Source organism: Haloactinopolyspora alba, from assembly GCF_003014555.1.
GTDB classification, from domain to species: domain Bacteria; phylum Actinomycetota; class Actinomycetes; order Jiangellales; family Jiangellaceae; genus Haloactinopolyspora; species Haloactinopolyspora alba.
The window spans coordinates 272856-298156 of the sequence record NZ_PYGE01000005.1 but is presented as its reverse complement, the minus strand read 5'-3'; the positions used below and the strand labels follow the sequence as shown (position 1 = coordinate 298156).

Genomic DNA, 25301 nt, shown 5'->3' with positions numbered 1-25301 from the left:
CATCACCAGGCCTGTACGGGTGGTGACGCAGGGAATTCCATGGTGAACGTGATCATTCCCGGTGTCGGGGGCGGGTGGGTTCCGCGGCGCGGCGGAAGTCCTCGCGGGGCATGCGCATCCGGCCGAGTGTCACCACCTCGCGGCGGAACAGCAGCGCCATCGTCCAGTCGACCAGCACGCGAGCCTTGCGGTTGAACGTGGGCATCTTGCTCATGTGGTACGTGCGGTGCATGAACCACGCGGCGAACCCGCGCACCTTCACGCCGTAGGTGTGTGCCACCCCCTTGTACAGGCCGAGGCTGGCCACCGAGCCGACGTACCGGTGCTTGTACGGCTTCGCCACTCTGCCCTTCGTCGACCGGGTGATGTTCTTGGACAGCAGCTTCGCCTGCCGGACCGCGTGCTGCGCGTTCGGCGCGGTCATCACGCCCGGTTCGTCGGCGGTGAGGTCAGGCACGGCCGCGTTGTCTCCGGCCGCCCACGCGTCGTCGAGGCCGTCGACGCGCATCTCCGGCAGGCAGCGGACCCGGCCGCGCTCGTCGAGCGGCAGGTCGCTGTGGCCGAGCACCGGGTTCGCCTTGACGCCGGCCGTCCAGATGATCGTGTCGCTGTCGAACGGCTTGCCCTTCGACAGCACGACGTGCCCGTCGACGCACGACTCGAGCTTCGTCTCCAGCCGGATCTCGATGCCGCGCTTGCTCAGCTCCTCCACGGTGTACACGCCCATCTCGGGTCCCACCTCGGGCAGGATGTGCCCGGATGCCTCGACCAGGACCCACCGCATGTCGTGCGAGCCGATCTGCGGGTAGTAGCGACGCGCGTACTGGGCCATGTTCTCCAGCTCACCCAACGCCTCGACGCCGGCGAACCCGCCACCGACGAACACGAACGTCAGCGCGCGCTGCTTGACCGCGGGGTCGGTCGTGGACGCCGCCACGTCGAGCCGGTCGAGGACATGGTTGCGCAGCGCGATGGCCTCCTCGACCTGCTTGAAGCCGATGCCCACGTCGGCCAGCCCGGGAACGGGCAGGGTTCGCGAGATCGCGCCCAGCGCGACGACGATGGTGTCGTAACCGATGTCGTAGGGCTCCCCGGCCTCCGGGTCGACGTTGACCGTCTTCGAGGCATGGTCGATCGAACGGACTTCGCCGGTGATGACGTGGCAGCGCTTCAGAACCTTGCGCAGCGGGACGACCACGTGTCGCGGCTCGAGCGACCCGGCGGCGGCCTCGGGCAGGAAGGGCTGGTAGGTCATGTAGGAACGCGGGTCGATCACCGTGATCCGCGCCTTCCGGCGCAGCTTGCGCTGCAGGCCGAGCGCCGTGTACATGCCGACGTAGCCGCCGCCGACGATGAGGATGTGCGGAACGTTCGTGCGTCCGGCTTCTCCATTCATGGGGCCAGACTATCGACCTTGTGAATGTGTTCACAAGCCGTTCGGCAGTGCCCTCGGCCACATCGCACCACAACCGCCGTACGCGCGCCGGCACGAGCGGGCGTGCAACCGAACGCGGCGGTTGCGGGTCATCCCGGGTAGCAGCACCAATCGAGCTCTACAACGCGTCGAGAGGACAGTCATGATGACCATCACGAGCCGAGCCACCCGGCACCAGGGCCGCGCTGCGTCGATCGCCCTTCTGCTCACCGGCACCGTCGCCACCGCCGCCGCCGCGGCAGCAGGCGCCGCCGCCGCGGCCGAGCCGGCCGAACCCGCCCGATCCGCCGCCGGAAGCTGCGCCCCGGGCCAGGTGTCCGTCTCCGCTTCGGCCACCGCGGCCGACGACAACATCGTCGCCGTCCACGTCACCAACCGGTCCGGCGTGACCTGCGCCGTCGACCGATTCCCGACCGTGACGTTCGGCGACCTCGACGGCACGGCGAGGCCGGTACCGGCGGGAGACAGCGCACCGTACCGGCTCGCACCCGGGGAGACCGCACACGCGGCGGTCCGGACCGCACCGGACATGGATTCCGACGGTACCGAGGTGGTCCAGCACGTCACCGTCGCCGCGTCGCCGGCACACGACGGCAGCCGGTTCACCGCCTGCGAGGTTGGACTGGGTGACCCCGGCATCTACGTCTACGACCCCATCACGACGTGGTGGCACCCGGCATACCAGCAGGCCGCGCAGAGCCTGCGCGAGCACGCCTGACGACCGGCCGTCACCCCTCTGAGATCTGGACCTGGTTGCCGTCCGGGTCGGTGGCCTTGATGTAGGTGCCCCAGGGCTCCTCGACCGGCTCGATGATTGGTGATCATCCGCAGCCCTCCCGAGCCCGTCCAGCCAGCCGTTGCGCACATGTTGGCACGGCGCACCGACACCGGTCAGCCGGACGCGGGCGCGGCGGTGGCGCGGGCGAACACGTCGTCGAACATCGCCTCGGTGAGCCGGCCGGTGAACGTGTTCTGCTGGCTGGGGTGGTAGCTCCCGATCAGCCGCACGCTCCCGGCCGGCGACAGTGTGAGGTCGACCTCGGCCGCGTGCCCGAACGCCGGCCGTGGCCGCGGCACCTGCGCCCCGCATCGGGCGAGCACGTTCAGCGCCGTCGTCCACGCGAACGAGCCCAGCGCGACCACCGCTCGCGTCGTCGGCAGCACCAGCTCGACCTCGCGGTCCAGCCAGTGCGCGCACGTGTCGCGTTCCTCCGGCGTCGGCTTGTTCGCGGGCGGCGCGCAACGCACCGCGGCGACGACTCGTGCCCCGGTCAGCCGCAGCCCGTCACCCGCGTGCGTCGCCGTCGGCCGGTCGGCCAGGCCAGCGCGGTACAGCGCCGCGAACAGCCAGTCGCCGCTTCGATCGCCGGTGAACACCCGGCCGGTGCGGTTCGCGCCGTTGGCCGCCGGGGCGAGCCCGAGCACCAGGACCCGCGGCTGCTCGTCGCCCCACCCCGGCGCCGGGCGCCCCCAGTACGGCTGGTCGGCGAACGACTTCCGTTTCTCGACGGCGACGCTCTCGCGCCACTCGACCAGCCGCGGACACGCCCGGCACACCGACGAGCGCGCCGTGACCTGCTCCAGGCTCGCGCCACTGGCCAGATCCGTAACCTCGTCCGCCGTGGTCGCGACGGGAGTGGCGGCGTCCGCGAGGTCGTCCGGCCATCCGGTGCCCGGCGGCACCGGGCTGGTGTACGGGTCCCCGGTGACCGGATGCGGGTGCGTCGACGGCTCGGCCTGCTGATCGTGTGCGGACACGCCGCTCATTGTGCCCTGAGCCCGGCGCGGCGCTCAGCACCGCCGATCGCGCCGAAGAATTTTCATTCACGTGAACAACACGCCAGCTGTTGACGGTCCATTTTCAGATGCAGCAGGATGATCTCCCATGTGACGGCGTCCCTTCGATCGCGTCAACCGGGCGGTCGGAGCCATCGGCATGGAGGTCCCTCGGATGCACCTCGGTTCACAGTTACGACGGCACACCCGCCTCGGCGCCGGACTTCTGGGCGTGGCCCTGGCGGCGGCACTGACGACGGCCCCCACAGCCGCGTCTCCGAACGCCTCTCCGCCCCCGGACCACCCGGTCGACGGCCGCCAGCAGCAGTACGCGGCCGCCGCCGCGGAGTTCGGCGTGCCGGTGCCCGTGCTCCTCGGAGTGTCGTACCTGCAGTCACGCTGGGACGTGCACGCCGGCTCGCCCAGCACCGCCGCCGGTTACGGCCCCATGCACCTCACCGACGCCGCCCACGTCAGCACGCTGCCGACGCCCGACGACGGCACACCGGCCGGCGCTCTCCCGGAGGACCCGCGCGGCGACGACTCGCGTCCCGCACTCGATGTCGAGCACCACGACGTGCCCCCACCCGACCAGGCAGCGCTGCAGACGCTCGACACCGCCGCGAGACTGACCGGGCAGGACGAGTCGACACTGCGCACCGACCCGGCCGCGAACATCCGTGCCGGCGCCGCCCTGCTCGCCGAGCACCAGCGCGAACTCGGCGCACCGCTGGGCGCGGACACCGATCCCGGCGCCTGGTACGGCGCGGTCGCCCGCTACGCCGGCGCCGACACCGCCGACGCCGCGGCGTCCTTCGCCGACGAGGTCTTCGCCACCGTGCGCTCGGGCGCCTCCCGGGTGACCGACGACGGCCACCGGGTCGCGCTCGCCGCGCACCCGGGCGTCGAGCCGCGAACGGAGCAGCTCGACGCGTTGGGCCTGCGCGACCTGGAACGTCCCGACGGTCTCGAGTGCCCGGTCGGGCTGTCGTGTGAGTGGCTGCCCGCGCCCTACGAACTGCTCGGCGACGGCAGCGACGTCGGCAACTACGGCAACCACGACCTGGGCGACCGTCCGAAGCAGCAGAAGATCGAGTACATCGTCATCCACGACGCCGAGGGCTACTTCGGCCCGACCACCGAGCTCGCGCAGGACCCGAACTGGGTCAGCTGGCACTACACGCTGCGTTCGTCGGACGGGCACATCGCCCAGCATCTGAAGGCCGAGGACGTCGGCTGGCACGCGGGGAACTGGTTCGTCAACGCGAAGTCGATCGGCCTCGAGCACGAGGGGTTCGCGGCGCAGGGCACCTGGTACACCGAGGCGATGTACCGCACGTCGGCCGAGCTGGTGCGCTACCTCGCGTTGCGGCTGAACATCCCGCTGGACCGCCAGCACATCGTCGGGCACGACAACGTCCCGGGCATCACGCCGGACTACGTCGCCGGGATGCACTGGGACCCGGGCCCGTACTGGGACTGGTCGCACTACTTCGACCTGCTGAAGGCGCCGTTCGAGTCGACCGGCACGCCACGGACCGGCCTGGTCACCATAGATCCCGACTTCGAGACCAACCGGCCGGCCTTCACCGGCTGCGAGACCGCGGGCGAGCCGTGCCCGGAGCGCGGGTCGTCGTCGGTACTGCTGCGCACCGAGCCCAGCCACGACGCGCCGCTGGTCAACGACCTGGGTCTGCACCCGGACGGCGGGCCGTCGACCATGCACATCTCCGACCACGGCGCCCGCGCCTCGGCCGGGCAGACCTACGCCATCGCCGGGCGCGACGGCGAATGGACCGCGATCTGGTACCTCGGGCACAAGGCGTGGTTCCACAACCCGACGGACCAGCCGACGGCGCACTGGGCGCGCGGATTCGTCGTCGTGCCGAAGCCCGGACGCGACAGCATCCCGGTCTACGGCCGCGCCTACCCGGAGCCCGACGCCTACCCCGAGGGGGTGCCGGTGCAGCCGATCGTGCCGCTGCAGTACACCCTCGCCGCGGGTCAGCGTTACGCCGCCGGGCCGGAGTTGACGGGTGAGTACTACCGGGCCACGACCTACGACGGTTCCTCCCCCGGCGACTTCACCGTGCTCCGGGGCGACAAGCGCTACGTGCAGATCCAGTTCGGTCACCGGTTCGCGTTCGTGGACGCCGACGACGTGCGGGTGGTGCCCTCCGGCGCGGATGCCCCGCGCTGAGGAGGGTTCACCAGCGAGATGTCGGCGAGGCTGCTCACCACCACGTGCGCACCGTGCTCGTACATCTCGCCGCACACGTCGCCGTGCCGGTCCACGCCGATGACGACGCCGAACGCGCCCCGGCGGCCGGCCTCGACACCGGTCAGCGAGTCCTCGATGATCGCGCACCGTCCCACGGGAACGCCGAGCCGCGCCGCCGCCTCGACGAACAGGCCCGGCTCGGGCTTGGCCTTGATGCCCAGGCGCTCCATGTCGAAACCGTCCACCCGGACGCTGAACAGGTCGACGACGTTCGCGGCACGGAGCACGTCGCGGCAGTGCCGGCTCGACGACACCACCGCCGTCGGCACACCGAGTTGTCGCAGCTCGCGGAGCAGGTCCACCGACGACGGGAACGCGATGACACCGTGCCGGTTGATCTCGGCGGCGAACCGTTGCGTCTTCTCCTCCGCCAGAGCGGCGATGCTGTCGCGACCACCGGTTTCGGGCAGCGTGATGCCCAGCGAGGCGAGATACGAGCGCACCCCCTCGTCGCGCGGGCGGCCGTCGACGTAGCGCAGGTAGTCGGTGTGCGCGTCGAAGACGGTCGGCTGCTCCCCCGTGCCCTTGGCGTGCCGGAGGAGGAACGCGTCGAACGTCTGCTTCCAGGCGGCCGCGTGCTCACGCGCGGTGTCGGTGACGACGCCGTCGGTGTCGAAGACGATCGCGTCGATCCGATCGAGATACAACGTCGCACTGTGCGTGCTCATCGCGTTTCCGTCACACATCCCGTTCGCGCTCGGGCGGCGGCCCCATGCCGGTAACCGGCGTTGACAGCCCTTACCCACACGCGGATCGTCTACACACCCCCGGCTGTCATGTTTCGCCCGCGGCACGACCGGCGCGACCGGCGCGATCAGCCGGCGACCAGGCTCCAGGCGATGCCGTCGAGGATGTCGTGTTCGCTGACCAGCACGTCGTCGACACCGGCGCGGTCGACCAGTCGGCGTAGGATCAGCGCGCCGGCGGCGATGACGTCCACCCGGCCGGGATGCATCGAAGCGATCGCCGCCCGATCCGCACGCGGCATCGTCAGCAGCCGGTCGCTGATCGTGCGCACGTCGGTGGCCGGGACGCGGCTGTGGTGGATGGCCGTGGGGTCGTATCCGGGCAGGTCGAGATGGATGGCGGCGACCGTGGTGACCGACCCGGCGAGCCCGACGAGCGTGGCGGCGGACGCGAGGTCGACGTCGGTTGCGGCGTCGTCCAGTGCGGCGTCGATGTCCTGGACGGCCGCACGGACCTGCGCGGGCGTGGGCGGGTCGGCGGCGAAGCGCCGTTCGGTCAGCCGCACACATCCGACGTCGACGCTCCGTGCGGCCTTCACGTCGTCGGTGCCGAACGCCACCTCCGTCGATCCGCCGCCGATGTCGGTCACCAGGTACGGCGCGGGCGACGAGGCCGGGAGCCCGCGCACCGCACCGCCGTAGGACAACGCGGCCTCGTCGGCGCCGCTGACCACCTCCGGGTCGACGCCGAGCACGTCACGCACCCCGGCGACGAACACGTCGCGGTTCGCCGCGTCCCGGGTCGCGCTGGTGGCGACCATGCGCACCCGCTCGACCCCGAGCCGGTCGATGATGCCCGCGTACTCACGCAGCGCCGTCATGGTCCGCTCCAACGCGGCCGGTGCCAGGCTTCCGGTACGGTCGACGTCCTGACCCAGCCGCACGGTCTCGAGCCGGCGGTCCAGGTCTGCCTGGGTTCCGGCCGTCGGATCCAGGTCGGTCACGAGCAGCCGGATCGAGTTGGTGCCGCAGTCGACCGCGGCGACGCGGGTCATCGCGGCTCCCAGGTGCAGGTGGCGGGCCGCCACACCGGTGCGAGCAGGTCGAGCGCACGGTCGCCCAGCGGGTTGACGCCCGGCCCCGCGGCCAGGCTGTGCGCGACCAGGACGTGCAGGCACTTCACCCGGGTCGGCATGCCGCCGGCGGACACGCCGCGGATCTCGTCCACGACGGCGACGCGTTCACGGCGGTCGAGGTAGTCGTGGTGAGCGGCACGGTAACCGGCCGCGAGCCCGTCGTCGGCGTCCAGCTCGGCGGACAACTCGCGCATCACACCGCGCGACTCGAGCGTGGACACCTCCGCCACCGCGTGCGGGCAGGTCAGATAGAACAGGGTGGGGAACGGCGTGCCGTCCGGCAGCCGCGGCTCGGTCTCGACGACGGCCGGATGGCCCGGCGCGCAGCGACAGGCTACCGCGCGGACGCCGCGGACCGGCCGGCCCAGCTGAAGCGTCAGCGTGTCGATGTCGGTCTGGTCGGCGTGCCGGGTGGTCATTCGCCTTCCTTCGGAGGTGGTGTGTCGGCGACCTCGACCGACGTCCACAGTCGCTCGTACCATTCGCCCTCGCCCGCCGGCGGCAGCCCGTCCTCGTCCACGGCGGACTCTTCGGCCTCCGGGTCGGCCACCACCACGTACCCCTGCTCGTCCGGCATCACGAAGTTCAGCCGCTGACGGGCCATCGCCTCGACGTAGGCAGGGTCCTCCCACAGCCGCAGCTCACGTTCCAGCCGCTCGACCGACGACTCCAGCTGCGCCGCCTCCCGTTCGAGCTCGGCACGCTCACCGTGCTGCTCGAACCAGGTCCGCAGCGGGTAGGCGTAAGAGACCAGCAGGACCGCCAGCACCAGAGCCAGCACCGCCGCGCGGCCGGTGACAGACGGCCGCCCCGGCTTGCGCGGCGGCGTCGCGCGGTCGCGTCCGGCGGCGTTCGACCCGGTGGCGCCGGGGTTCTTCGTCCCGGGCTCCACGGTGGCGCGCGGCCGGCCGGTCGATCGCGTCGACCGCGCTGCCGGGCGGGACGTACGGCCCGCCGGACGCCGTGCAGCCCCGCCACCCGAGGGCCGGGAGCCGGGGCTGCGACGGGACGTGGCCATGGTTCGGTGGACCTCCTACGCGCTGAACCTCGGGAAGGCCTTGGCGCCGGCGTAACGGGCGCCGTCGTCGAGCTCTTCCTCGATGCGCAGCAACTGGTTGTACTTGGCGACCCGCTCGGAACGTGCCGGCGCGCCGGTCTTGATCTGCCCGGCGTTCGTGGCGACCGCGAGGTCGGCGATGGTGGTGTCCTCGGTCTCGCCGGAACGGTGGCTGATCATGCAGGTGAAACGCGCGTGCTGCGCCATCGCCACCGCGTCGAACGTCTCGGTCAGCGAACCGATCTGGTTCACCTTGACCAGCAGCGAGTTGGCCGCGTGATCCCTGATGCCCTGCTCGAGCCGCTCGGGATTGGTGACGAACAGGTCGTCGCCGACGATCTGCAACGTCGAGCCGAGCGCGTCCGTCAGCGCCGCCCAGCCGGACCAGTCGTCCTCGGCCAGCGGGTCCTCGATGCTGACCAGCGGGTAGTCGGCGACGAGCTGCTCGTAGTACTTCGTCAGCTCGGCCGCGGAGACGTTTCCGCCCTCGAAGGCGTACCGGCCCTCGGAGTGGAACTCCGTCGAGGCGACGTCGAGAGCCAGCGCGATGTCCGAACCCGGGGTGAAGCCGGCCTTCTCGACGGCCTGCAGGATGAGGTCGAGCGCGTCGCGGTTGCTCGGCAGGTCGGGCGCGAAGCCGCCCTCGTCGCCCAGCCCGGTGGCCAGGCCGCGGTCCTTCAGCACCCGCTTGAGCGTGTGATAGACCTCCGCGCCCCAGCGCAGGGCGTCGCGGTACGTCTCGGCGCCGACCGGCGCGATCATGAACTCCTGGATGTCGACGTTGCTGTCGGCGTGCGAGCCGCCGTTCAGGATGTTCATCATCGGGACCGGCAGCAGGTGCGCGTTGGGGCCGCCGAGGTAGCGGAACAGCGGCAGCTCGGCCGACTTGGCCGCGGCCTTCGCGACGGCCAGGGACACGCCGAGCACGGCGTTGGCGCCGAGCCGGGCCTTGTTCGGGGTGCCGTCCAGGTCGATCATCGCCTGGTCGATGAGCCGCTGGTCGCTGGCCTCGAACCCGAGCAGCTCCGGCGCCATCTCCTCGGTCACGGCGTTGACGGCCTTCTCGACGCCCTTGCCCGCGTACCGGCCGGCGTCGTCGTCGCGCAGCTCCACCGCCTCGAACGCCCCGGTGGACGCTCCCGACGGGACGGCGGCGCGGGCAATGGTGTTGTCGTCCAGAGCCACCTCGACCTCGACGGTCGGGTTGCCCCGGGAGTCGAGGATCTCGCGTGCTCCGACTGCTTCGATCGTGGCCACGTAGAACTCCTGCGGTCTGCATGTCGCTGTCGTCGGTTCTTCTGTCGCAGTACGCCGCTGCAGTGACGACGGTGACGCTGCGCGCTCGTACGACCGCAGCTTACCCGGCCGGTCCTGCCGATTCGCCGACCGTCGCGCGCGCCACGCGGAGGGCTACTCGCGCTCGTCGGCGATGTCGCGGAGCTTTTCGGCCAGTCCAGCGAGTGCGCGCCGGGTCCCGCCAACGGTCTCGTCGGCTTCGTCCGCGAGTGGCCCGGCGAAGTCGCCGGACTGCAACTGCGCGGACAGTTCGCGCTCGACCGGCTCACAGAGCCCGTCGAGCCGCTCGGCCAACTGCCGCAGCTGCTCCACCTCACCCACGACGCGATGGTATCGAGTCGATCAAGCCACTATGGTCGTCCGAGGATCCACGACCGGGCGAGGGACGGGATGGGCAAGGTCGCGATCGACCCCGAGGGAGCCGACGAGACGGCCCGCCTGCTCGACGAGCTGGGTGAGGCGATCGACACGGCGCGCGGTGACGCCGCCGACCTCGACGTGGTCTTCCCGATGCTGGGCACGTGGCTGCATCAGTTCACCGTCCAGTCGCTGGCCGAGAAGCTGCGGACGGCGGCCGCGATCGTCCGCGGCGACGACAACCTCCCGTCGAACTGGCCGTCCGTCGCCGCCGACTACCAGCTCACCGACCACGTCGACACCGCGGACATCACCGAGGCACTGACCGGCTACGAGTCCCTCGAGCTGGATGAACTGAAGAACCTCCTCGACCTCGCCCGCGAGGCCGAGGTTCCCGCGACCGAGTATGCCGGCGCGCTTGAGCATTACTGGGAGTCCCGTGCCCTCGAACGCGCCGGCATCGACCGGGACGAGTGGGACCCGAGCCGGGGCGCCGACGTGCAGCGGGACATCATCGAGAAGGTCTACACCTACTACGGGGACCTGTACGGCGCGAACAACAACCTGATCTGGGCCGGGATGGCGAACATGATCGGCCCGTCGTTCGCCGCCGGGTTCTTCGACCTCGCCGAGTTCAAGGATCTCGCCGACCGGGTCAACGACAACGCCGCGCTGCATTCGCTGCTCGACGTGAACCCGGTCACGAAGGCACTCAGCGGGCTGCTGGCCGAGGCCGCCGGCATCGGCGAGGACGAACTGCACTTCTACGAGACGACGTTCCTGCAGATGCAGCAGGACATCTTCTTCGATCTGGCTCCCGTGCACGAGGCCTACCAGAGCGGCGGCTACGAGGCGGTCGAAGAGATGTACGACGCCGGAGTCATCGGCCGCGACGTCCGCGACGCGTTCCGGAAGATCGACCAGGGCGAACGGACCGGCGACACCTCGCTGGTCGAAGACGGGAACCGCGCACTGCTGTGGCGCGAACAGCGCGACGTCATCGACGGACACTACGATCAGATGCGATCTCACGAACCGAGCGGAGAACTCGTCACCCGATTCATGACTCTCATCGGCGCGCCGTCCATTCCGGGGGCCAAGGGCTACCCGGAGGTCTTCGACGACGGCAACATCGCCGACTTCGAGGACCGCTGGGCCCTGATCGAGCAGGACACGTTGCCGACATTCCTGGAACTCTGGCGCAACGACCGTGAGCGAGCCAACGAGATCATCTCCTCCCCCGTCGGCGACCGCATCGACGACAACAGGATGAAGGAACGGTTCCCACCGTTGGAATGGGTCCTCGACGGACCGCCCATCGACATCTCGATGCCGGACCCGCCGGGCGACATCATCCCTGATCTGCCCGGCATCGACGACATCCTCTTTCCCCCGTTGCCGTTTTGAGCATGTCCGCGCACCCGATTCTGCCGAGCCGTCGGTCCGTCACGGCCGGCTGCCTCGCGCTGATCCTGGCGCTGACCACCGGAGGCTGCATGAACGACAGCAACAACCCCGACGACCGCGGTCAGGTGGCCGATCACGTCGAGACCGACCACTACGAACTCGACCTCACCGAGCCACCCACCCGCGCCGATGTCGGTATCAGCGACGGAAGACAGGGCCTGTCCGTCTACTTCAAGGACGACACCTCCCGGACGTTCCGGACCGACCTTGCGCTGCCCGGCGGTCTGACACTGACGCTGCACCCGCGCCTCGTCGTCGTCGACGCGACCGACAATCTCGAACGGCCGCCGGAGCTGACGCCCGAGACCGCGCCCCCGGGCCACGTGGGGCTGCAGTTCTCCTTCGACACGACCGCGCAGGCCGAGGCGTTCATGCGCGATCTCGCAGCACAGCTCGGCCCGGACCATCGCGGCGAGATCACCGACCGCTACATCACCGAAACCCTCGGCCACCTGCGGCGCGGCACCCGCCCACCGTCCCCGCGCATCGCCGAGACCCGCATCGGCTACCTCCTGCTGTCCGTCCAGCCGCGCATCGGAACCGCGCCGGAGCAGGGCCCGCACTTCCTGGTCGACTTCCACTGGACGCGGATGCCGACGGCCGACAGCACCGGCTGACCGGTCCGGCGATGCGCGTCCGTCTGGAGTTCGCCGGCTCACGACAGGCGCCGAAGCCGTTGAGAAGCGCTACGGTTCTCGTGTGTCTGGCGTATTCCGTGCGGACACGGGGGGCGATGTCCTCGAGAGTGCCCGCGCGGCCGGTGAGCGCCGCGCCTGGGGCGAGGCGTACACGTTGCTGACCAGGGCGGATCAGCAGGGCCCGCTCGATGCGGACGATCTGGAGCGGCTCGCGCTCGCCGCCTACCTGACGGGGCGAGCGGACGCCGCCGCCGACGCATGGGAACGCGGCCATCATGCCTTGGTGCGCCGCGGGCAGTTGCCACGCGCGGCGCGCTGTGCGTTCTGGCTCGGACTGACGCTGGTCCTCAGGGGGCGACACGCGCACGGCGGCGGATGGCTGGCCCGTGCGCAGCACCTTCTCGAGACGGCGGCGCTGGACTGCGTCGAGCGCGGCTACGTCCGGCTCCCGGCGGGGTTGCAGGCCCTCGACAGCGGGGACACCGACACCGCGTACTCGATCTTCAGCGAGGTCGGCGAGATCGCCGAGCGGTTCGGCGACGCCGACCTGATCGCGCTCGGCCGGCTCGGGCGCGGGCAGGCACTGGTCGCCGCGGGAGACGTCGCGCACGGCGTCGGCATGCTGGACGAGGCCATGGTCGCGGTCACCACCGGCGACGTGTCGCCGCTGGCCGCCGGCCTCGTCTACTGCGCGGTCATCATCGCCTGCCGGGACGTCTTCGACGTGCGCCGCGCCGAGGAGTGGACGGTGGCACTGGACCGCTGGTGCGATTCGCATCAGGACCTCGAGCCGTATCGCGGGCAATGCCTGATACATCGCTCGGAGATCATGCAGTTGCGCGGCGACTGGGCCGGAGCCGCGCGCGAGGTACGACGGGCCTGTGAACATCTGTCCGACCCGCCGGGCGATCCGGCCCTGGGGATGGCGCACTACCAGCTCGCCGAGCTGCTGCGGCTACGCGGCGAGTTCACTCGTGCCGAGGCGGAGTACCTCAGGAGCGAGGACATCGGACACTCGCCACAGCCGGGCCTGGCACTGCTGCGGCTGGCCCAGCGGCGGGCCGATGACGCGGCCGCCGCGATCCGGCGCGAACTCCGGGAGGCGACGGCCCCGGTACGCCGCTCACACCTGCTGGCCGCACATGCAGAGATCGCACTGGCCCGCGACGACGTCACCACGGCGCGGTCAGCGACCAAGCAACTGGAGCACATCGCCGCCACGTTCGGCTCGCCGTACCTGCGGGCGGTGGTCGACTACGCCCGCGGGTCGGTGCTGCTGCACGACGGAGACCCGGCCGACGCATGTGCCGTTCTGCGCCGCTCGAAGACCGGCTGGCAGCAGCTGTCCGCGCCGTACGAGCTGGGCCGGGTGCGGTTGCGGATGGCTCAGGCGTATCAGCGGCTGGCGGAGCACGATGCCGCCGAACGCGAGGTCGCCGCGGCTCGGCGGGTGTTCGAACGGCTGCACGCAGCCCCGGCGCTCGGCCTGGCGGACGAGATCGCCTCGCTCGGTTCCGTGTACGCCGTCGGCGGATTGACGCCACGCGAGGTCGAGGTGCTGCGCCTGGTGGCGACGGGCGCGACCAACCGACAGATCGCGGACACGCTGGTGATCAGCGACAAGACCGTCGCCAGGCACATGAGCAACATGTTCACCAAACTCGGCCTCACCTCTCGGGCCGCCGCTACCGCGTATGCCTACGAACACCATCTGGTCTGATCGCCTCCGGAGTACCGCCGGCTACGCAGAATCACCTACCGGTCGTCGCCGGTGCGCATGGGTGATCCGCCCGATGCGGGCGGCGGGCGCGGCCGGGCACGCTGGGTCCACGCTCCAGAGCGAGGAGGAAACGATGACCACCACAACACCGACGCCCGAGCAGGTCCGAGCCGCCTGGGATGCGCTCGCGCCCGGGTTCGACGAACACGTGACGCCGCAGAACGAACAGTTGGGTGCGGAGCTGGTCGGCCGGGTGGACGTGCGCTCCGGCACCCGGTTCCTGGACGTGGCCGCCGGCAGCGGCGCGCTCGCCCTCGCCGCCGCGCGCCGCGGAGCGGACGTTCTCGCGACGGACGTCGCGCCGGCCATGATCGAACGGCTCCGCGATCGCGCCTCCGCGGCCGGACTGACGAACGTGCGGGCCCAGGTCATGGACGGCGAATCGCTCGACCTGGACGACGACTCCTTCGACGTCACCGGATCGCAGAACGGCGTGTCGCTGTTCCCGGGCCTCGACGCCGGTCTGGCCGAGATGGTCCGCGTCACCCGGCCCGGCGGCCGGGTGCTCGTCGCCGCGATCGGCGCACCGCAGAGGGCGGAGTTCTTCACCTATTTCATCGGTGCCGTACGTGCGGCCGCACCCGAGGCGCCCGTTCCGCCGTCGGACCCGCCACCGTTGCCGTTCCAGCTGGCCGACCCGGAAGTGTTCCGACACCGCCTGGTCGACGCGGGGCTCGTCGACGTGACGGTGCAGCCGGCGACGTGGGAGCTGCGCTTCGAGTCCGCCGCCGGGTTCTGGGCGATGGTGACATCCAGCAACCCGCTCGGCGCGCAGGTCGCCGCGGCCCTGACCAGCGAGCAGCGCGACGAGGCGTTGCGGGTGGTGGACGGAATGCTGCGGGAACGTTCCGGCGGCGAACCGGCCGCGCTGTTGCGCGCGGAGGTCAACGTCGGCATCGGCGCCACCCGCTGAGCCACTCGACGCCAGTGTTCACACGGCAACCTGCCGGCCCTCGTCATCGAGTTGCGGCTCGTGAGCGTGCAGCCAGGACACCACCGACGCGGCGGTCCGTTCGACCGGCACGTCCGTGGTGTCCAGCAGGGTGACGGGTGGGTGCATCGACGCGGCCTCTTTGCTCACCCAGGCGCTGTAGTCCAGCATCTCGGCGATCCGCGGCTCGTCCCACTCCCGCCACGCCGGCCGCGCGCGCAACCGTGCCGCCAGCTCGTCCGGTTCGCACATCAGCGACAGGTACGCGACGTCCGAGAACAGCGCGCGCTCGGGCAGCGGTTCGATCTCCGGAGGCACGACCGTGCCACACAGCACCACCGGGCGCCCGCTCTGATGGATCATCGCCGCCATCCGCAGCCATGCCGAGCGGAAGGTGCGGTGGTCGGGCTCGTCGTCACGCAGACCCGCCTGCCACAGCACGTCCTGCTCGACCACGACATACCGCGGCGCGAGCGTCTCGAGCAGCAACCGGGCCACCGTGGACTTGCCGGTGCCGCTGGGCCCGGTCACACAGTACAGCGGCAGCCGCCGGAACGGCTGCTCGTGACCGCACGCCGGGCAGCGCACGGCCGGTGGCTGCTGCCCGGCGAGCACCGTGACGTCGTCGGCGCGCTCGCCGCATCGGTCACAGACCAGTGGATTCACCGGCGGCGGTCAGTCGAAGAGCTGCTCGAACATGCTTTTCTTACGCTTCTTGCCGCCCGGACGCGGCGAGTCGCGACGGCCACCGCCGAGTCCGCCGAGCCCTCCGCCGAACGGGCCGGGACTGTCCTTGCGTCCCCCGTACGGCGACGGGCTGTCGGAACGGCCGCGGTACGGCGCCGGAGAGTCCGGACGCCCGCGACCCTGTGTCGGTGCCTGCGCCGGTCCGCCGGCCCCGTACTCCAGCGGCGGCGGGTCCTCGTTGTACTGCTGTTCGGCGGTGACGATCTGTTCGAGCTCACCGTAATCAAGGAAGATGCCTTTGCAGCTCTGGCACTGTTCGACGTGCACGCCCAACCGGTCGAACGTGCGCATCGATCCACTGCATTTCGGACAAGTCACGGTGATGGATCCTCTCGTCGAGGTCGGCAGGTCTGCGGAACATATCTCGTCGCCAACAGTGCAACGTTCGCACAGGCCGCGCGAGTTCCGCCACGGCTCGAGCCCACAGGGCTACCAGTGATCGGGGCGGGCAACCGCAGCCGGAAGAGCCGTCGCCGCGTCGCCGCGGGCGGCGTTCACCTGTGCCTGCGTCAGGAAGATGCTGTCGGTCAGATCGGCACCGGCCAGCACCGCGTCGCGGAAGTCCGCGCCGATGACGTCGGCCGAGCGCAGATCGGCGCCGCTCAGGTCGGCCGCGATCAGCAGCGCTCCGCGCAGGTCGGCGCCGCGTAGATCCGCGCCGTTCAGCCGGGCGCCGACGAGGTCGGCCCGCCGCAACTCCCGGCCCGCGCCCGGGGCGGCAGCCGTGGCGTCGGCGCGCACCAGCTCGCTGGCACGCTGCAGCAGCACGTCGACCTCACCGCGCCGGTCCGCGACGTCCGTCTCGAGCAGGACGTCCGTGTGGCTCTCGGTCAGCCGCTCGAGCTCCTGCCGTGCCTGGTGCAGGTCGGGCCGGATCGGCAGCGTCTGCGGGCGCGACTGCGCATCGGCCAGGTACCAGAGCAGCTCGTGCAGCTGGCGCATCACCCCGAACACGCCGAACATCCGACGTGCAGTGCCGGCGTCCTGCCGCCAGTCATGCCCTCCGAACGTGGTCCGGGTGACCTGTTGGCCGGCCCCGAAACAGTCGAAGACCGCACACCCTGGGAATCCGTCGGCCCGGAGCCGGGTGTGGATGCCGCACCGGAAGTCTGCCCGCAGGTGGGTGCAGGGCTCACCGGCCGGTTTGTCGATGGCGAAGTCGGCCGACGCGGTGAACGGCAGCGCGACGCAGCACAAGCCGGCACAGTTGGCGCAGTCGGCGCGCAGGCCGGCGCGCGGGTCGGCGCGGACGTCACGACCGGCACCGGCGGCTTCGTCGTCGGTGTCAACCTCCGGCGGTACGTCACCAGGCGATTGCACGCGTCACCAGGCCTGCAGGGGTGGTGACGCATGGAATTCCATGGTGAACGTGGTCATTCTTCACGCTCTGTGGTGTGGACGGTGGCGATGAAGCGGCGGACGGCGTCGCGCAGCGCCTGCTCGGCGTCGATGCCCTGGGAACGCGCGGCCGCGACGGCGGCCAGCAGCACGTCACCCACCGCATCGGCGTCCGGCAGCGACGGCAACTCGGCTTCGGGCGCCCGGACGTCGACCCGCGCCTTCTCGGTGCGGTGCAGCACCTTGCTCGCCAGCGACAGCGCCGGCTGGGCGAGCGGCACGCCGTCCATGGCGGAGTCGCGCTGCTTCTCCGCGCGCTTCAGCACCTCCCAGCGGTCGCCGACGTCGTCGGCTCCGGTGACCTCGGTGTCGGCGAACACGTGCGGGTGCCGTCGCACCAGCTTGGCGGTGATGTCGGCCGCCACATCGTCGACCGACCACGCGCCGGCGGGCCGTTCCTCGGCGATGCGCGCGTGGAACATCACCTGCAGCAGCAGGTCACCGAGCTCTTCGCGCAGTGCAGCGTCGTCGCCGGTCTCGATGGCCTCGAGCGTCTCGTAGGTCTCCTCGACCAGGTACGTCGCCAGACTGCGGTGCGTCTGATCGGCGTCCCACGGGCATCCGCCCGGTGAGCGCAACCGGTCCATGACCGAGACGAGGTCCAGCAGCCGTGCCCCGGGCACGTCGTACGAGCCGTCCAGCACCTCGACCCCGGGCGCTCGCGTCCCCCGCGCCCCGGCCTCCGCACGCACCGCCGCCACCAACTCGTCGTCGCCTTCCGGCGCGAGCAGCCACACCACCGGGCCGGACTCCACCAGGTCGAGCAGCGCGCCGGCGTCGGCCGGCACGTCGCAGCGGACCCGCACGCCGGCCGCGCGGACCGCCGGCAGCTGCGGATGCGACTCGTCGGCGGCGCACACCGTGCCCGAGCGCAGCGCATCCCATGCCGCGGCGCTGAGCAGCCCGGGCGCGACCCGGGCACTGGTCGCCAGCAGCACCAGCCGCGCGTCACCCGAGGGGGCGGCGGCCCGCGCTTCGGTCACTGTGCCGGCGGCGCAGCCGGTGGCGGCGTCTGCCCCGGAGTCGGCGTGCTGCCGGAGTTCTCGGGCTCGGAGATGGACCCGCTGTCGTCGGTGACCGCGAGCTGGTCGCCCCAGCTGCCGTAACGGGGGTTGACCTCGATGTTCAGCTGCTCGCCGAGGTCGACCAGCGCCTGGGTCACCGCGGCCTGGTCGGCGCCGGTCCGCGAGGTGTACTCCTGGACGATGAGCTGGTCGGTCAGCCCGGCGCGGAAGCTCTCGCGCGTGTAGCCGTTCTGCGCCAGCGCCGGGCCCAGGTTGCCGTCGGGCGACTGGCTCTCGAACCGCTCGATGGCGTCGTCGATCTGAGCCTGGGTGATGTCGATGTTCTCCCGCTCGGCGAGGCGCAGGAAGATCTCGTGCTGGATGTGCCGGGTCAGCAACTCACGCTGGAACCCGGACACGCCGCCCGCGGCCCGCACGTCGAAGCCCTCGAGCTGTTGCGACTCCTTGACCTGGTCCTGCAGCTCCGAAACGGTGAACCGCTCGCCGTCGACGACGGCGGCGGCGCCGACCTGGTCGGAGTCGCAGGCCGAGAGCGCGACGACGGCAGCGACAGCCAGCGCTGCGGGCACGATACGGCGAGTTGTCGACACGTTGATCCTCTTCGTCGGGTGGTCCGCCGGACGCATCCTACCCAGCCTGCGTTCCGGCCATGTCCGGCTGGTGGGCGATGACGTCGTCGATGACGCCGCGCGCCCAGGCCAGCAGCTCGACCCCGCGCAGCGGTGAGCCGCCGATGGCGGCGGTGGCGGCCGGGCGGGGCACGAGGACACTGCTGACGGCATCCTTCACGAGCGCCTTCGGATAGACGCGCTGCAGGCGCACCCGTTGCCAGTCGGCGAGCTCGACCTGGGAGAAGCGCACGAAGTTGCCCTGGATGGTCACCTCGGTCAGCCCGGCGCGGCGCGCGTGCACCCGGAACCGGGCGACCTCGAGCAGGTTGCGGACCGGCTCCGGCGGGTCGCCGTAGCGGTCCTCGAGCTCCGCCGCGACGTCCTCGACGTCCTTGTCCGAGACGGCCTCGGACAACCGCCGGTACGCCTCCAGGCGCAGCCGCTCGCTGGCGACGTAGTCGTGCGGGATGTGCGCGTCGACGGGCAGCTCGATCCGCACCTCCGGGATCTCGTCGCCACCATCACCTCGATACTCCGCCACTGCCTCGCCGACGAGCCGCACGTACAGGTCGAAACCGACGTCGGCGATGTGCCCGGACTGTTCGCCGCCGAGCAGGTTGCCGGCACCGCGGATCTCGAGGTCCTTCATCGCGACCTGCATGCCGGAGCCGAGGTCGGAGTGCTGGGCCACGGTGGCCAGCCGCTCGTGCGCCTCCTCGGTCAGCGGGGTCTCGCGTGGGTAGAAGAAGTACGCGTACGCCCGCTCGCGGCCACGGCCCACCCGTCCGCGCAGCTGGTGCAGCTGGGACAGGCCGAGACGCTCGGAGCGGTCGACGATGAGCGTGTTGGCGTTCGAGATGTCCAGGCCGGTCTCGACGATCGTGGTGCACACCAGTACGTCGACCTCGCGTTGCCAGAACGCGCTGATGACCTGCTCGAGCGCGTGCTCGCCCATCTGGCCGTGCGCGGTGGCGACCCGGGCCTCGGGCACCACCTCGCGCAGGTGCGCGGCGATCTTCTCGATCGTGTCGACCCGGTTGTGGACGAAGAACACCTGTCCCTCGCGCATCATCTCGCGCCGGATCGCGGCCCCGACCTGTTTCTCGTCGTAACCGCCGACGTAGGTGAGCACCGGGTGCCGCTCCTCGGGCGGGGTGGTGATGACCGACATGTCGCGGATGCCGGTGATGGACATCTCGAGCGTGCGCGGAATGGGGGTGGCCGACATGGTCAGCACGTCGACGTTGGCGCGCAGGTGCTTGAGCTTCTCTTTGTGCTCGACGCCGAAGCGCTGCTCCTCGTCGACGATCAGCAGGCCGAGGTTGTTGAACCGGACGTCGCCGGTGATCAGCCGATGGGTGCCGATGACGACGTCCACGGTCCCCTCGGCGAGCCCACGGATGATCTCCTCGGCCTCGGTGTCGGTCTGGAATCGCGACAGCGCGCGCACCGTGATCGGGAACGGCGCGAACCGCTCGGCGAACGTCGCGAAGTGCTGCTGCACCAGCAGCGTCGTCGGCACCAGGACGCCGACCTGCTTGCCCTCCTGCACCGCCTTGAACACCGCGCGCACCGCGATCTCGGTCTTGCCGTAGCCGACGTCGCCGCAGATGACCCGATCCATCGGCACCGAGCGCTCCATGTCGCGCTTGACCTCGTCGATGGTGGACATCTGGTCGACGGTCTCGACGTACGGGAACGCGTCCTCGAGCTCGTGTTGCCACGGCGTGTCCGGGCCGAAGGCGTGCCCCGGCGCGGACTGGCGCGCCGCGTACAGCTTGATCAGCTCGGCGGCGATCTCCTTGACCGCCTTGCGCGCCCGGCCCTTGCGTTTCGCCCAGTCGCTGCCGCCGATGCGGTCGAGGCCCGGGGCGTCACCCCCGACGTACTTGGTGACCTGTTCGAGCTGGTCGGTCGGGACGAACAGGCGGTCGCCGGGCTGCCCGCGCTTGCTCGGCGCGTACTCGACGAGGAGATACTCGCGGGTCGCGCCCTGGATGGTCCGGCTGGTCATCTCGATGTAGCGGCCGACGCCGTGCTGCTCGTGGACGATGAAGTCGCCCGGCTGCAGCTGCAGCGGGTCGACCTGGTTGCGGCGCCGGCTGGGCATCCGGGTGGCGCCCTTGGTGGAGACCCGCTGCCCGGTGACGTCGTCCTCTGTGAGCACAGCCAGAGCCGCCGATTCGGCGACGAAGCCGTGCGCCAGTGTTCCGGTGGTGACGTGCACGACGCCCGGGTCCGGCGACGCGAGCAGCTCCTCGTCGTAACGCGCGGGGACGTCGGCCTCGGCGAGCACCTCGACAACCCGCTCCGCCGTACCGTGCCCGCCGGTGACCAGCACGGCCCGCCCGCCGGTGCCCAGCCACCCGGACAGGTCGGCCACCGCGCGGGCGGTGTCGCCGCGGTACGTCTCGGCGGGACGGGCGGCGACCTCACGCGTCTCGACGGCTCCGGAGGTCACCATGTCGTCGCCGAGATCGACCGCGTACAGGTCCGCGTCGAGGTCCTGCTTCTCGGCCTTGCCGGTGTCGTCGGCGCCGAGCCCGAACGAGCTCAGGCTCCACCACCGCAGTCCCTGCTCGATGGCCTGCTCTCGCACGTCGGCCAGTGAGTGGTACGCGGCGGCGCCGAGGTCGATCGGCGCCGTTCCGCCGCCGGCCGCGGCGGCCCAGGACGCGTCCAGGAACTCCTGGCTGGTCGCGACCAGGTCGTGCGCGCGGGTGCGCACCCGCTCGGGATCGCACACCAGCACGTGCGTGCCGTCGGGCATCAGATCGATGAGCATCTCCATGCGCTCGACCAGCGCCGGGGCCAGCGACTCCATGCCCTCGACCGCGACCCCGGCCGCGATCTTCTCGAGCATCTCGGCGAGCTCCGGGTGCCGGCCCGCGAGGTCGGCGGCGCGCTGCCGGACGTCGTCGGTGAGCAGCAGCTCACGGCACGGCGGCGCCCACAGCCCTGCTTCGGTGGCGTCGGTGGAACGCTGGTCGGCGACGGTGAAGTAGCGGATGTCGTCGACGGTGTCGCCCCAGAAGTCGACCCGGACCGGGTGCTCCTCGGTGGGCGGGAAGACGTCGACGATGCCGCCCCGCACCGCGAACTCGCCGCGCCGCTCGACCAGGTCGACCCGGGAGTAGGCGGCCCCGGCGAGCCGGTCGACCACGTCCTCGAACCCGACCTCGTCGCCGACGCGCAACCGGACCGGCCGCAGCTCGGCCAGCCCCGCCACCTGCGGCTGCAGCACACTGCGCACCGGCGCCACGACGACCTTCACCCGCTCGGACTCGTCCTCGGGATGCACCAGCCGGCGCAGCAGCGCCAGCCGGCGGCCGACGGTGTCGCCGCGCGGCGACAACCGCTCGTGTGGCAGCGTCTCCCACGCCGGGAACTCCGCCACGCTGTCGTGCGGCAGCAGGCACCGCAGCGCGTCGACCAGGTCCTCGGCCTCACGCCCGGTGGCCGTGACCGCCAGCACCGGCCGGTCCGCGCCGACCGCCTCGTCCGCGATGGCGGAGACGACGAACGGGCGCAGCGCGGGCGGCGCGGTCAGGTCCAGGCTGGCGAGCGCACCAGTCCGCGCGTCGTGGACCGCGGAGCGCAGCGCCGGATCTCCGCCGTCGGCGAGCAACGTGTGGAGTAGACCGTACAGACTCATGACTTCCCCTGCCGGGCACGCGAACACGCCCCCGAACCAGGACGGAGCGGGGGTGACCTCTACGAGAATACGCCGCCGCACCGACAACGTCCGAGCCCCGTCGGCAGCGCCCTCGGACCCGCCGCTCCTGGTCACCTGATCGTCGTTTTCGCACCTGATCGTCAAGGAGGCGGCGATCAGGTGACAGTTCTGAGCAGATCCGGCCCTGAACGTCACCTGATCACCTCCAACATGTGGGCAGAAAACGATCAGGTGACACGACGTGGGCGCACAGCCTCGATCGGTCACCTGATCCCCGACGTCGCGCGCGGCGCCGCCTGCGCGGCGTGGCCGAGGGAGCTGCGGCCACGAGCCACACGATGGTTCTCGACCCGGGGGATGGACGATGCTGCGTGCGGGCGGTCGCCGCCGAGTGATCTGATCGCACGGGACAGTTCGCCCGAATGTCACCGCCGAGTCTCGGCAGCGACGATTCGCGATGATCTGCTCTGTTCCGTGACAGACGAGCGATCTGCAACCGATCCGACCGACCTCGCCCGCACCGCCGCCAGCCGCCGCCGTTTCCTCGCCGTCACCGGAGCCGCCGCAGGGCTCGCGCTCACTGGCGACCTGCCCGGCAACTCCGCCGCGTGGGGCGCCAGGCAGGACGCGTTGAAGCACGACCCGTTCACGCTGGGCGTCGCGTCCGGCGACCCGCTCAGCGACGCCGTCGTGATCTGGACCCGGCTCGCGCCGGAGCCGCTGGAGCCGTTCGGCGGGCTCGGGCCGCGGCCGGTCATGGTGCAGTGGCAGGTCGCCGAGGACGAACGGTTCAGCCGGATCGTGCGCCGGGGCACGATGCGGGCTCGCCGCGAGGCGTCGTACAGCGTGCACGTCGACGTCACCGGCCTTCGCCCGTGGCGGCACTACTACTACCGGTTCCGGGTCGGCCGGCACGTCAGCCCGGTCGGGCGGACGCGCACCGCGCCGGCCGCGGGCGCCGCCGTCGCCGGGCTGTCGTTCGCCTTCGCCTCGTGCCAGGCCTGGTGGGAGGGGTTCTACACGGCCTACCGCGACCTGGCCAGGCACGACCACGACGTCGTCTTCCACCTCGGTGACTACATCTACGAGATGGGCGTCGGCGCCGACTCCGGGGTGCGGCAGCAGCCGGTGCCCGCCGAGTTCACCCGCGAGACGGTCACGCTGGACGACTACCGCGGCCGCTACGCGCTGTACCGCACCGACCCGGACCTGCAGGACGCGCACGCCAGCGCCCCGTGGATCGTCACGATGGACGACCACGAGGTGGAGAACAACTGGGCCGGGCCCATCTCGGAGAACAACGCTCCGGAAGACGAGTTCCTGATCCGCCGCGCCAACGCGTTCCGCGCCTACTGGGAGCACATGCCGCTGCGGATGACCCAGTCGCCGACCGGACCCGACCTGCAGCTCTACCGCCGGTTCCAGTACGGCGACCTGGTCCGGTTCAACGTGCTGGACACCCGGCAGTACCGCGACGACCAGGCAGCCGGCGACGGCCAGGACCCGCCCAACCCGGGTTCGCTCGACCCGGGCCGCACCATCACCGGCGACGAGCAGGAGCGGTGGCTGCTCGACGGGATGGCCGAGCGGTCCGCGCGCTGGGAGGTGCTGGCACACCAGACCGCGATCGCCCAGCTGGACACCCGCGAGGGCCCGGACGTCGTCGTGCCGATGGACACCTGGGACGGTTACGTCGCCTCGCGCCGGCGCATCGTCGGCGGCGCCCGCGACGCCGGCGTGCGCAACCTGGTCAGCGTCGCGGGGGATCTGCACCGCAGCGTCGCCTCGGAGCTCAAGGCCGACTACGCCGACGAGGCCGCCGCGCCGGTCGGGACGGAGTTCGTCGGCACCTCGATCAGTTCCGGGCGCGACGGCACGGACCACGATCAGGGCGGGCTCACGATCCTCGCCGAGAACCCGCACGTGAAGTTCCACAACTTCCAGCGCGGCTACGTGCGCTGCGAGGTGACGCCACAGCAGTGGGTGGCCGACTACCGGGTGGCCGACAAGGTCACCGAGCCCGACGGAACCGTCACCACCCGTTCCCGCCTGGCCGTCGAGGACGGCGACCCGACCATCAACCGGGCCTGACGTGGCCGGCACCGACTTCCGGAGGCCATCGATGAACAGACGGAAAGCCGCACTCGCCCTGATCCCGGTCGCCGTGCTCGGCGTCGCCGCGTCGGCGGCCGCACGCCCCGGCCCGCCGAGCGACGTCGAGATCTCGGCGTCGGAGCAGCCCGTCGAGGTCATCGGACTGCCGTGCCTGCACGGCGACAGCCTCGAGGTCGCGATGACCAACACCGGCGCCGACGACGTCTACGCCGACATGGAGCTCTCCGTGCAGTCGCCGCTGCGCCTCGACCGGCGGGTGTTCTCGTCCTGGCTTCCCGCCCGCGACCCGGACACCACGGTGAGCACCGACGTCACGATCCACGCACCCCGGGACGCCGAGCCCGGCAGCTACGACGTGCAGCTGAGCACCGACCGGTCCCGGCTGACCGTGCCGGTAGAGGTGCTGCCACTGCCACCGAAGGGCCCCGGCGACGACCTCGCCCTCGGCGAGCGGGCCACGGCGTCGACGACACACGGCAACTTCGTCCCCTGCGGCGCCGTCGACGGCAACACCGACGACGCCGACTGGAACACCGCGACCGGCTGGAACGACGGGACCCGCGGCGCGTTCCCGGACTCCTACCGCGTCACGCTGGCCGAGCCCACGTCGATCAGCCGGGTCGAGCTGCACACCCTCGACTCGCAGCGGTTTCCCGCTACCGGCTACGGCCTGCGTGACTGGGACCTGCAGGTGCTGACCGACGGCGCGTGGACCACCGTCGACCAGGTGCGCGGCAACGTTAACGGCCATGTCACCTCGACCTTCGCGACGGTGACGGCCGAGGCGGTACGGGTCGTCAGCCACGACTCGAACGACCACTCCTACTCGCGCATCGTCGAGCTCGAGGTCTACGCCGACTGACACCTGAAAACCATGTCGAGCCCACCA

22 protein-coding genes are annotated in these 25301 nt (G+C 71.2%); 8 read left to right on the top strand and 14 right to left on the bottom strand.

The window, feature by feature from the left end:
- Positions 1 to 52 precede the first annotated feature (52 nt).
- A complete protein-coding gene (locus CLV30_RS09740; RefSeq protein WP_106536994.1) occupies positions 53 to 1396 on the bottom strand; it encodes an NAD(P)/FAD-dependent oxidoreductase in 1344 nt (447 codons plus the stop codon).
- A gap of 184 nt (positions 1397 to 1580) precedes the next feature.
- Between CLV30_RS09740 and CLV30_RS09735 the strand changes: the two genes are divergently transcribed.
- A complete protein-coding gene (locus CLV30_RS09735; RefSeq protein WP_106537039.1) occupies positions 1581 to 2153 on the top strand; it encodes a DUF4232 domain-containing protein in 573 nt (190 codons plus the stop codon).
- Positions 2154 to 2326: 173 nt separating this feature from the next.
- On the opposite strand, the gene CLV30_RS09730 is transcribed toward CLV30_RS09735, so the two are convergent.
- On the bottom strand, positions 2327 to 3202 hold the full coding sequence (locus CLV30_RS09730) for a uracil-DNA glycosylase (RefSeq protein ID WP_106536993.1): 876 nt from the start codon (positions 3200 to 3202) through the stop codon (positions 2327 to 2329).
- 169 nt (positions 3203 to 3371) lie between these two features.
- On the opposite strand from CLV30_RS09730, the gene CLV30_RS09725 reads away from it, so the two are divergent.
- Positions 3372 to 5411, top strand: coding sequence for an N-acetylmuramoyl-L-alanine amidase (locus tag CLV30_RS09725; protein WP_205740797.1), 2040 nt, complete (start codon positions 3372 to 3374; stop codon positions 5409 to 5411).
- Here CLV30_RS09725 and CLV30_RS09720 read toward each other — a convergent pair.
- From CLV30_RS09720 to CLV30_RS09695, 6 genes are all read right to left on the bottom strand, one after another.
- A complete protein-coding gene (locus tag CLV30_RS09720; RefSeq protein WP_106536991.1) occupies positions 5342 to 6160 on the bottom strand; it encodes an HAD family hydrolase in 819 nt (272 codons plus the stop codon). The genes CLV30_RS09725 and CLV30_RS09720 overlap by 70 nt on opposite strands.
- Positions 6161 to 6306: 146 nt before the next feature.
- The gene (locus CLV30_RS09715) at positions 6307 to 7233 is read right to left on the bottom strand and encodes a Ppx/GppA phosphatase family protein (RefSeq protein WP_106537038.1); all 927 of its coding nucleotides are present in this window, start codon (positions 7231 to 7233) and stop codon (positions 6307 to 6309) included.
- A complete protein-coding gene (locus CLV30_RS09710) occupies positions 7230 to 7733 on the bottom strand; it encodes a DUF501 domain-containing protein (protein WP_106536990.1) in 504 nt (167 codons plus the stop codon). The genes CLV30_RS09715 and CLV30_RS09710 overlap by 4 nt, the downstream gene beginning before the upstream one ends.
- Positions 7730 to 8332: an FtsB family cell division protein gene (locus CLV30_RS09705; protein WP_106536989.1), complete on the bottom strand. Its 603-nt coding sequence runs from the start codon at positions 8330 to 8332 to the stop codon at positions 7730 to 7732. The genes CLV30_RS09710 and CLV30_RS09705 overlap by 4 nt, the downstream gene beginning before the upstream one ends.
- A gap of 15 nt (positions 8333 to 8347) precedes the next feature.
- Positions 8348 to 9628: a phosphopyruvate hydratase gene (gene eno, locus CLV30_RS09700; RefSeq protein WP_106536988.1), complete on the bottom strand. Its 1281-nt coding sequence runs from the start codon at positions 9626 to 9628 to the stop codon at positions 8348 to 8350.
- 153 nt (positions 9629 to 9781) lie between these two features.
- Complete coding sequence (locus CLV30_RS09695) at positions 9782 to 9988, bottom strand: hypothetical protein (protein ID WP_106536987.1); 207 nt, start codon at positions 9986 to 9988, stop codon at positions 9782 to 9784.
- 69 nt (positions 9989 to 10057) lie between these two features.
- On the opposite strand from CLV30_RS09695, the gene CLV30_RS09690 reads away from it, so the two are divergent.
- From CLV30_RS09690 to CLV30_RS09675, 4 genes are all read left to right on the top strand, one after another.
- The gene (locus tag CLV30_RS09690) at positions 10058 to 11431 is read left to right on the top strand and encodes a hypothetical protein (protein WP_106536986.1); all 1374 of its coding nucleotides are present in this window, start codon (positions 10058 to 10060) and stop codon (positions 11429 to 11431) included.
- A 2-nt stretch (positions 11432 to 11433) separates the two neighbouring features.
- Positions 11434 to 12108, top strand: a complete 675-nt coding sequence (locus CLV30_RS09685) for a hypothetical protein (RefSeq protein ID WP_106536985.1) — start codon at positions 11434 to 11436, stop codon at positions 12106 to 12108.
- Positions 12109 to 12190: 82 nt separating this feature from the next.
- The gene (locus tag CLV30_RS09680; RefSeq protein WP_106536984.1) at positions 12191 to 13849 is read left to right on the top strand and encodes a helix-turn-helix domain-containing protein; all 1659 of its coding nucleotides are present in this window, start codon (positions 12191 to 12193) and stop codon (positions 13847 to 13849) included.
- 133 nt (positions 13850 to 13982) lie between these two features.
- Positions 13983 to 14822 carry a class I SAM-dependent methyltransferase gene (locus tag CLV30_RS09675; protein ID WP_106537037.1) on the top strand — a complete coding sequence of 280 codons (840 nt, stop codon included), beginning with the start codon at positions 13983 to 13985 and terminating at the stop codon, positions 14820 to 14822.
- Positions 14823 to 14840: 18 nt separating this feature from the next.
- On the opposite strand, the gene CLV30_RS09670 is transcribed toward CLV30_RS09675, so the two are convergent.
- From CLV30_RS09670 to mfd, 6 genes are all read right to left on the bottom strand, one after another.
- Complete coding sequence (locus CLV30_RS09670) at positions 14841 to 15506, bottom strand: AAA family ATPase (RefSeq protein WP_106536983.1); 666 nt, start codon at positions 15504 to 15506, stop codon at positions 14841 to 14843.
- Between the two features lie 9 nt (positions 15507 to 15515).
- Positions 15516 to 15905: a TFIIB-type zinc ribbon-containing protein gene (locus CLV30_RS09665; protein WP_106536982.1), complete on the bottom strand. Its 390-nt coding sequence runs from the start codon at positions 15903 to 15905 to the stop codon at positions 15516 to 15518.
- 111 nt (positions 15906 to 16016) lie between these two features.
- Positions 16017 to 16814, bottom strand: a complete 798-nt coding sequence (locus CLV30_RS09660) for a pentapeptide repeat-containing protein (RefSeq protein WP_205740835.1) — start codon at positions 16812 to 16814, stop codon at positions 16017 to 16019.
- 146 nt (positions 16815 to 16960) lie between these two features.
- On the bottom strand, positions 16961 to 17968 hold the full coding sequence (locus CLV30_RS09655; protein WP_106536980.1) for a nucleoside triphosphate pyrophosphohydrolase: 1008 nt from the start codon (positions 17966 to 17968) through the stop codon (positions 16961 to 16963).
- Positions 17965 to 18600, bottom strand: a complete 636-nt coding sequence (locus tag CLV30_RS09650) for a SurA N-terminal domain-containing protein (protein WP_165358598.1) — start codon at positions 18598 to 18600, stop codon at positions 17965 to 17967. The genes CLV30_RS09655 and CLV30_RS09650 overlap by 4 nt, the downstream gene beginning before the upstream one ends.
- A gap of 37 nt (positions 18601 to 18637) precedes the next feature.
- On the bottom strand, positions 18638 to 22276 hold the full coding sequence (gene mfd, locus CLV30_RS09645) for a transcription-repair coupling factor (protein ID WP_106536978.1): 3639 nt from the start codon (positions 22274 to 22276) through the stop codon (positions 18638 to 18640).
- A gap of 495 nt (positions 22277 to 22771) precedes the next feature.
- Between mfd and CLV30_RS09640 the strand changes: the two genes are divergently transcribed.
- Both CLV30_RS09640 and CLV30_RS09635 read left to right on the top strand, forming a co-directional pair.
- Positions 22772 to 24388, top strand: a complete 1617-nt coding sequence (locus tag CLV30_RS09640; RefSeq protein ID WP_205740799.1) for an alkaline phosphatase D family protein — start codon at positions 22772 to 22774, stop codon at positions 24386 to 24388.
- 31 nt (positions 24389 to 24419) lie between these two features.
- Positions 24420 to 25274 carry a galactose-binding domain-containing protein gene (locus tag CLV30_RS09635; RefSeq protein WP_129710992.1) on the top strand — a complete coding sequence of 285 codons (855 nt, stop codon included), beginning with the start codon at positions 24420 to 24422 and terminating at the stop codon, positions 25272 to 25274.
- Positions 25275 to 25301: the final 27 nt, after the last annotated feature.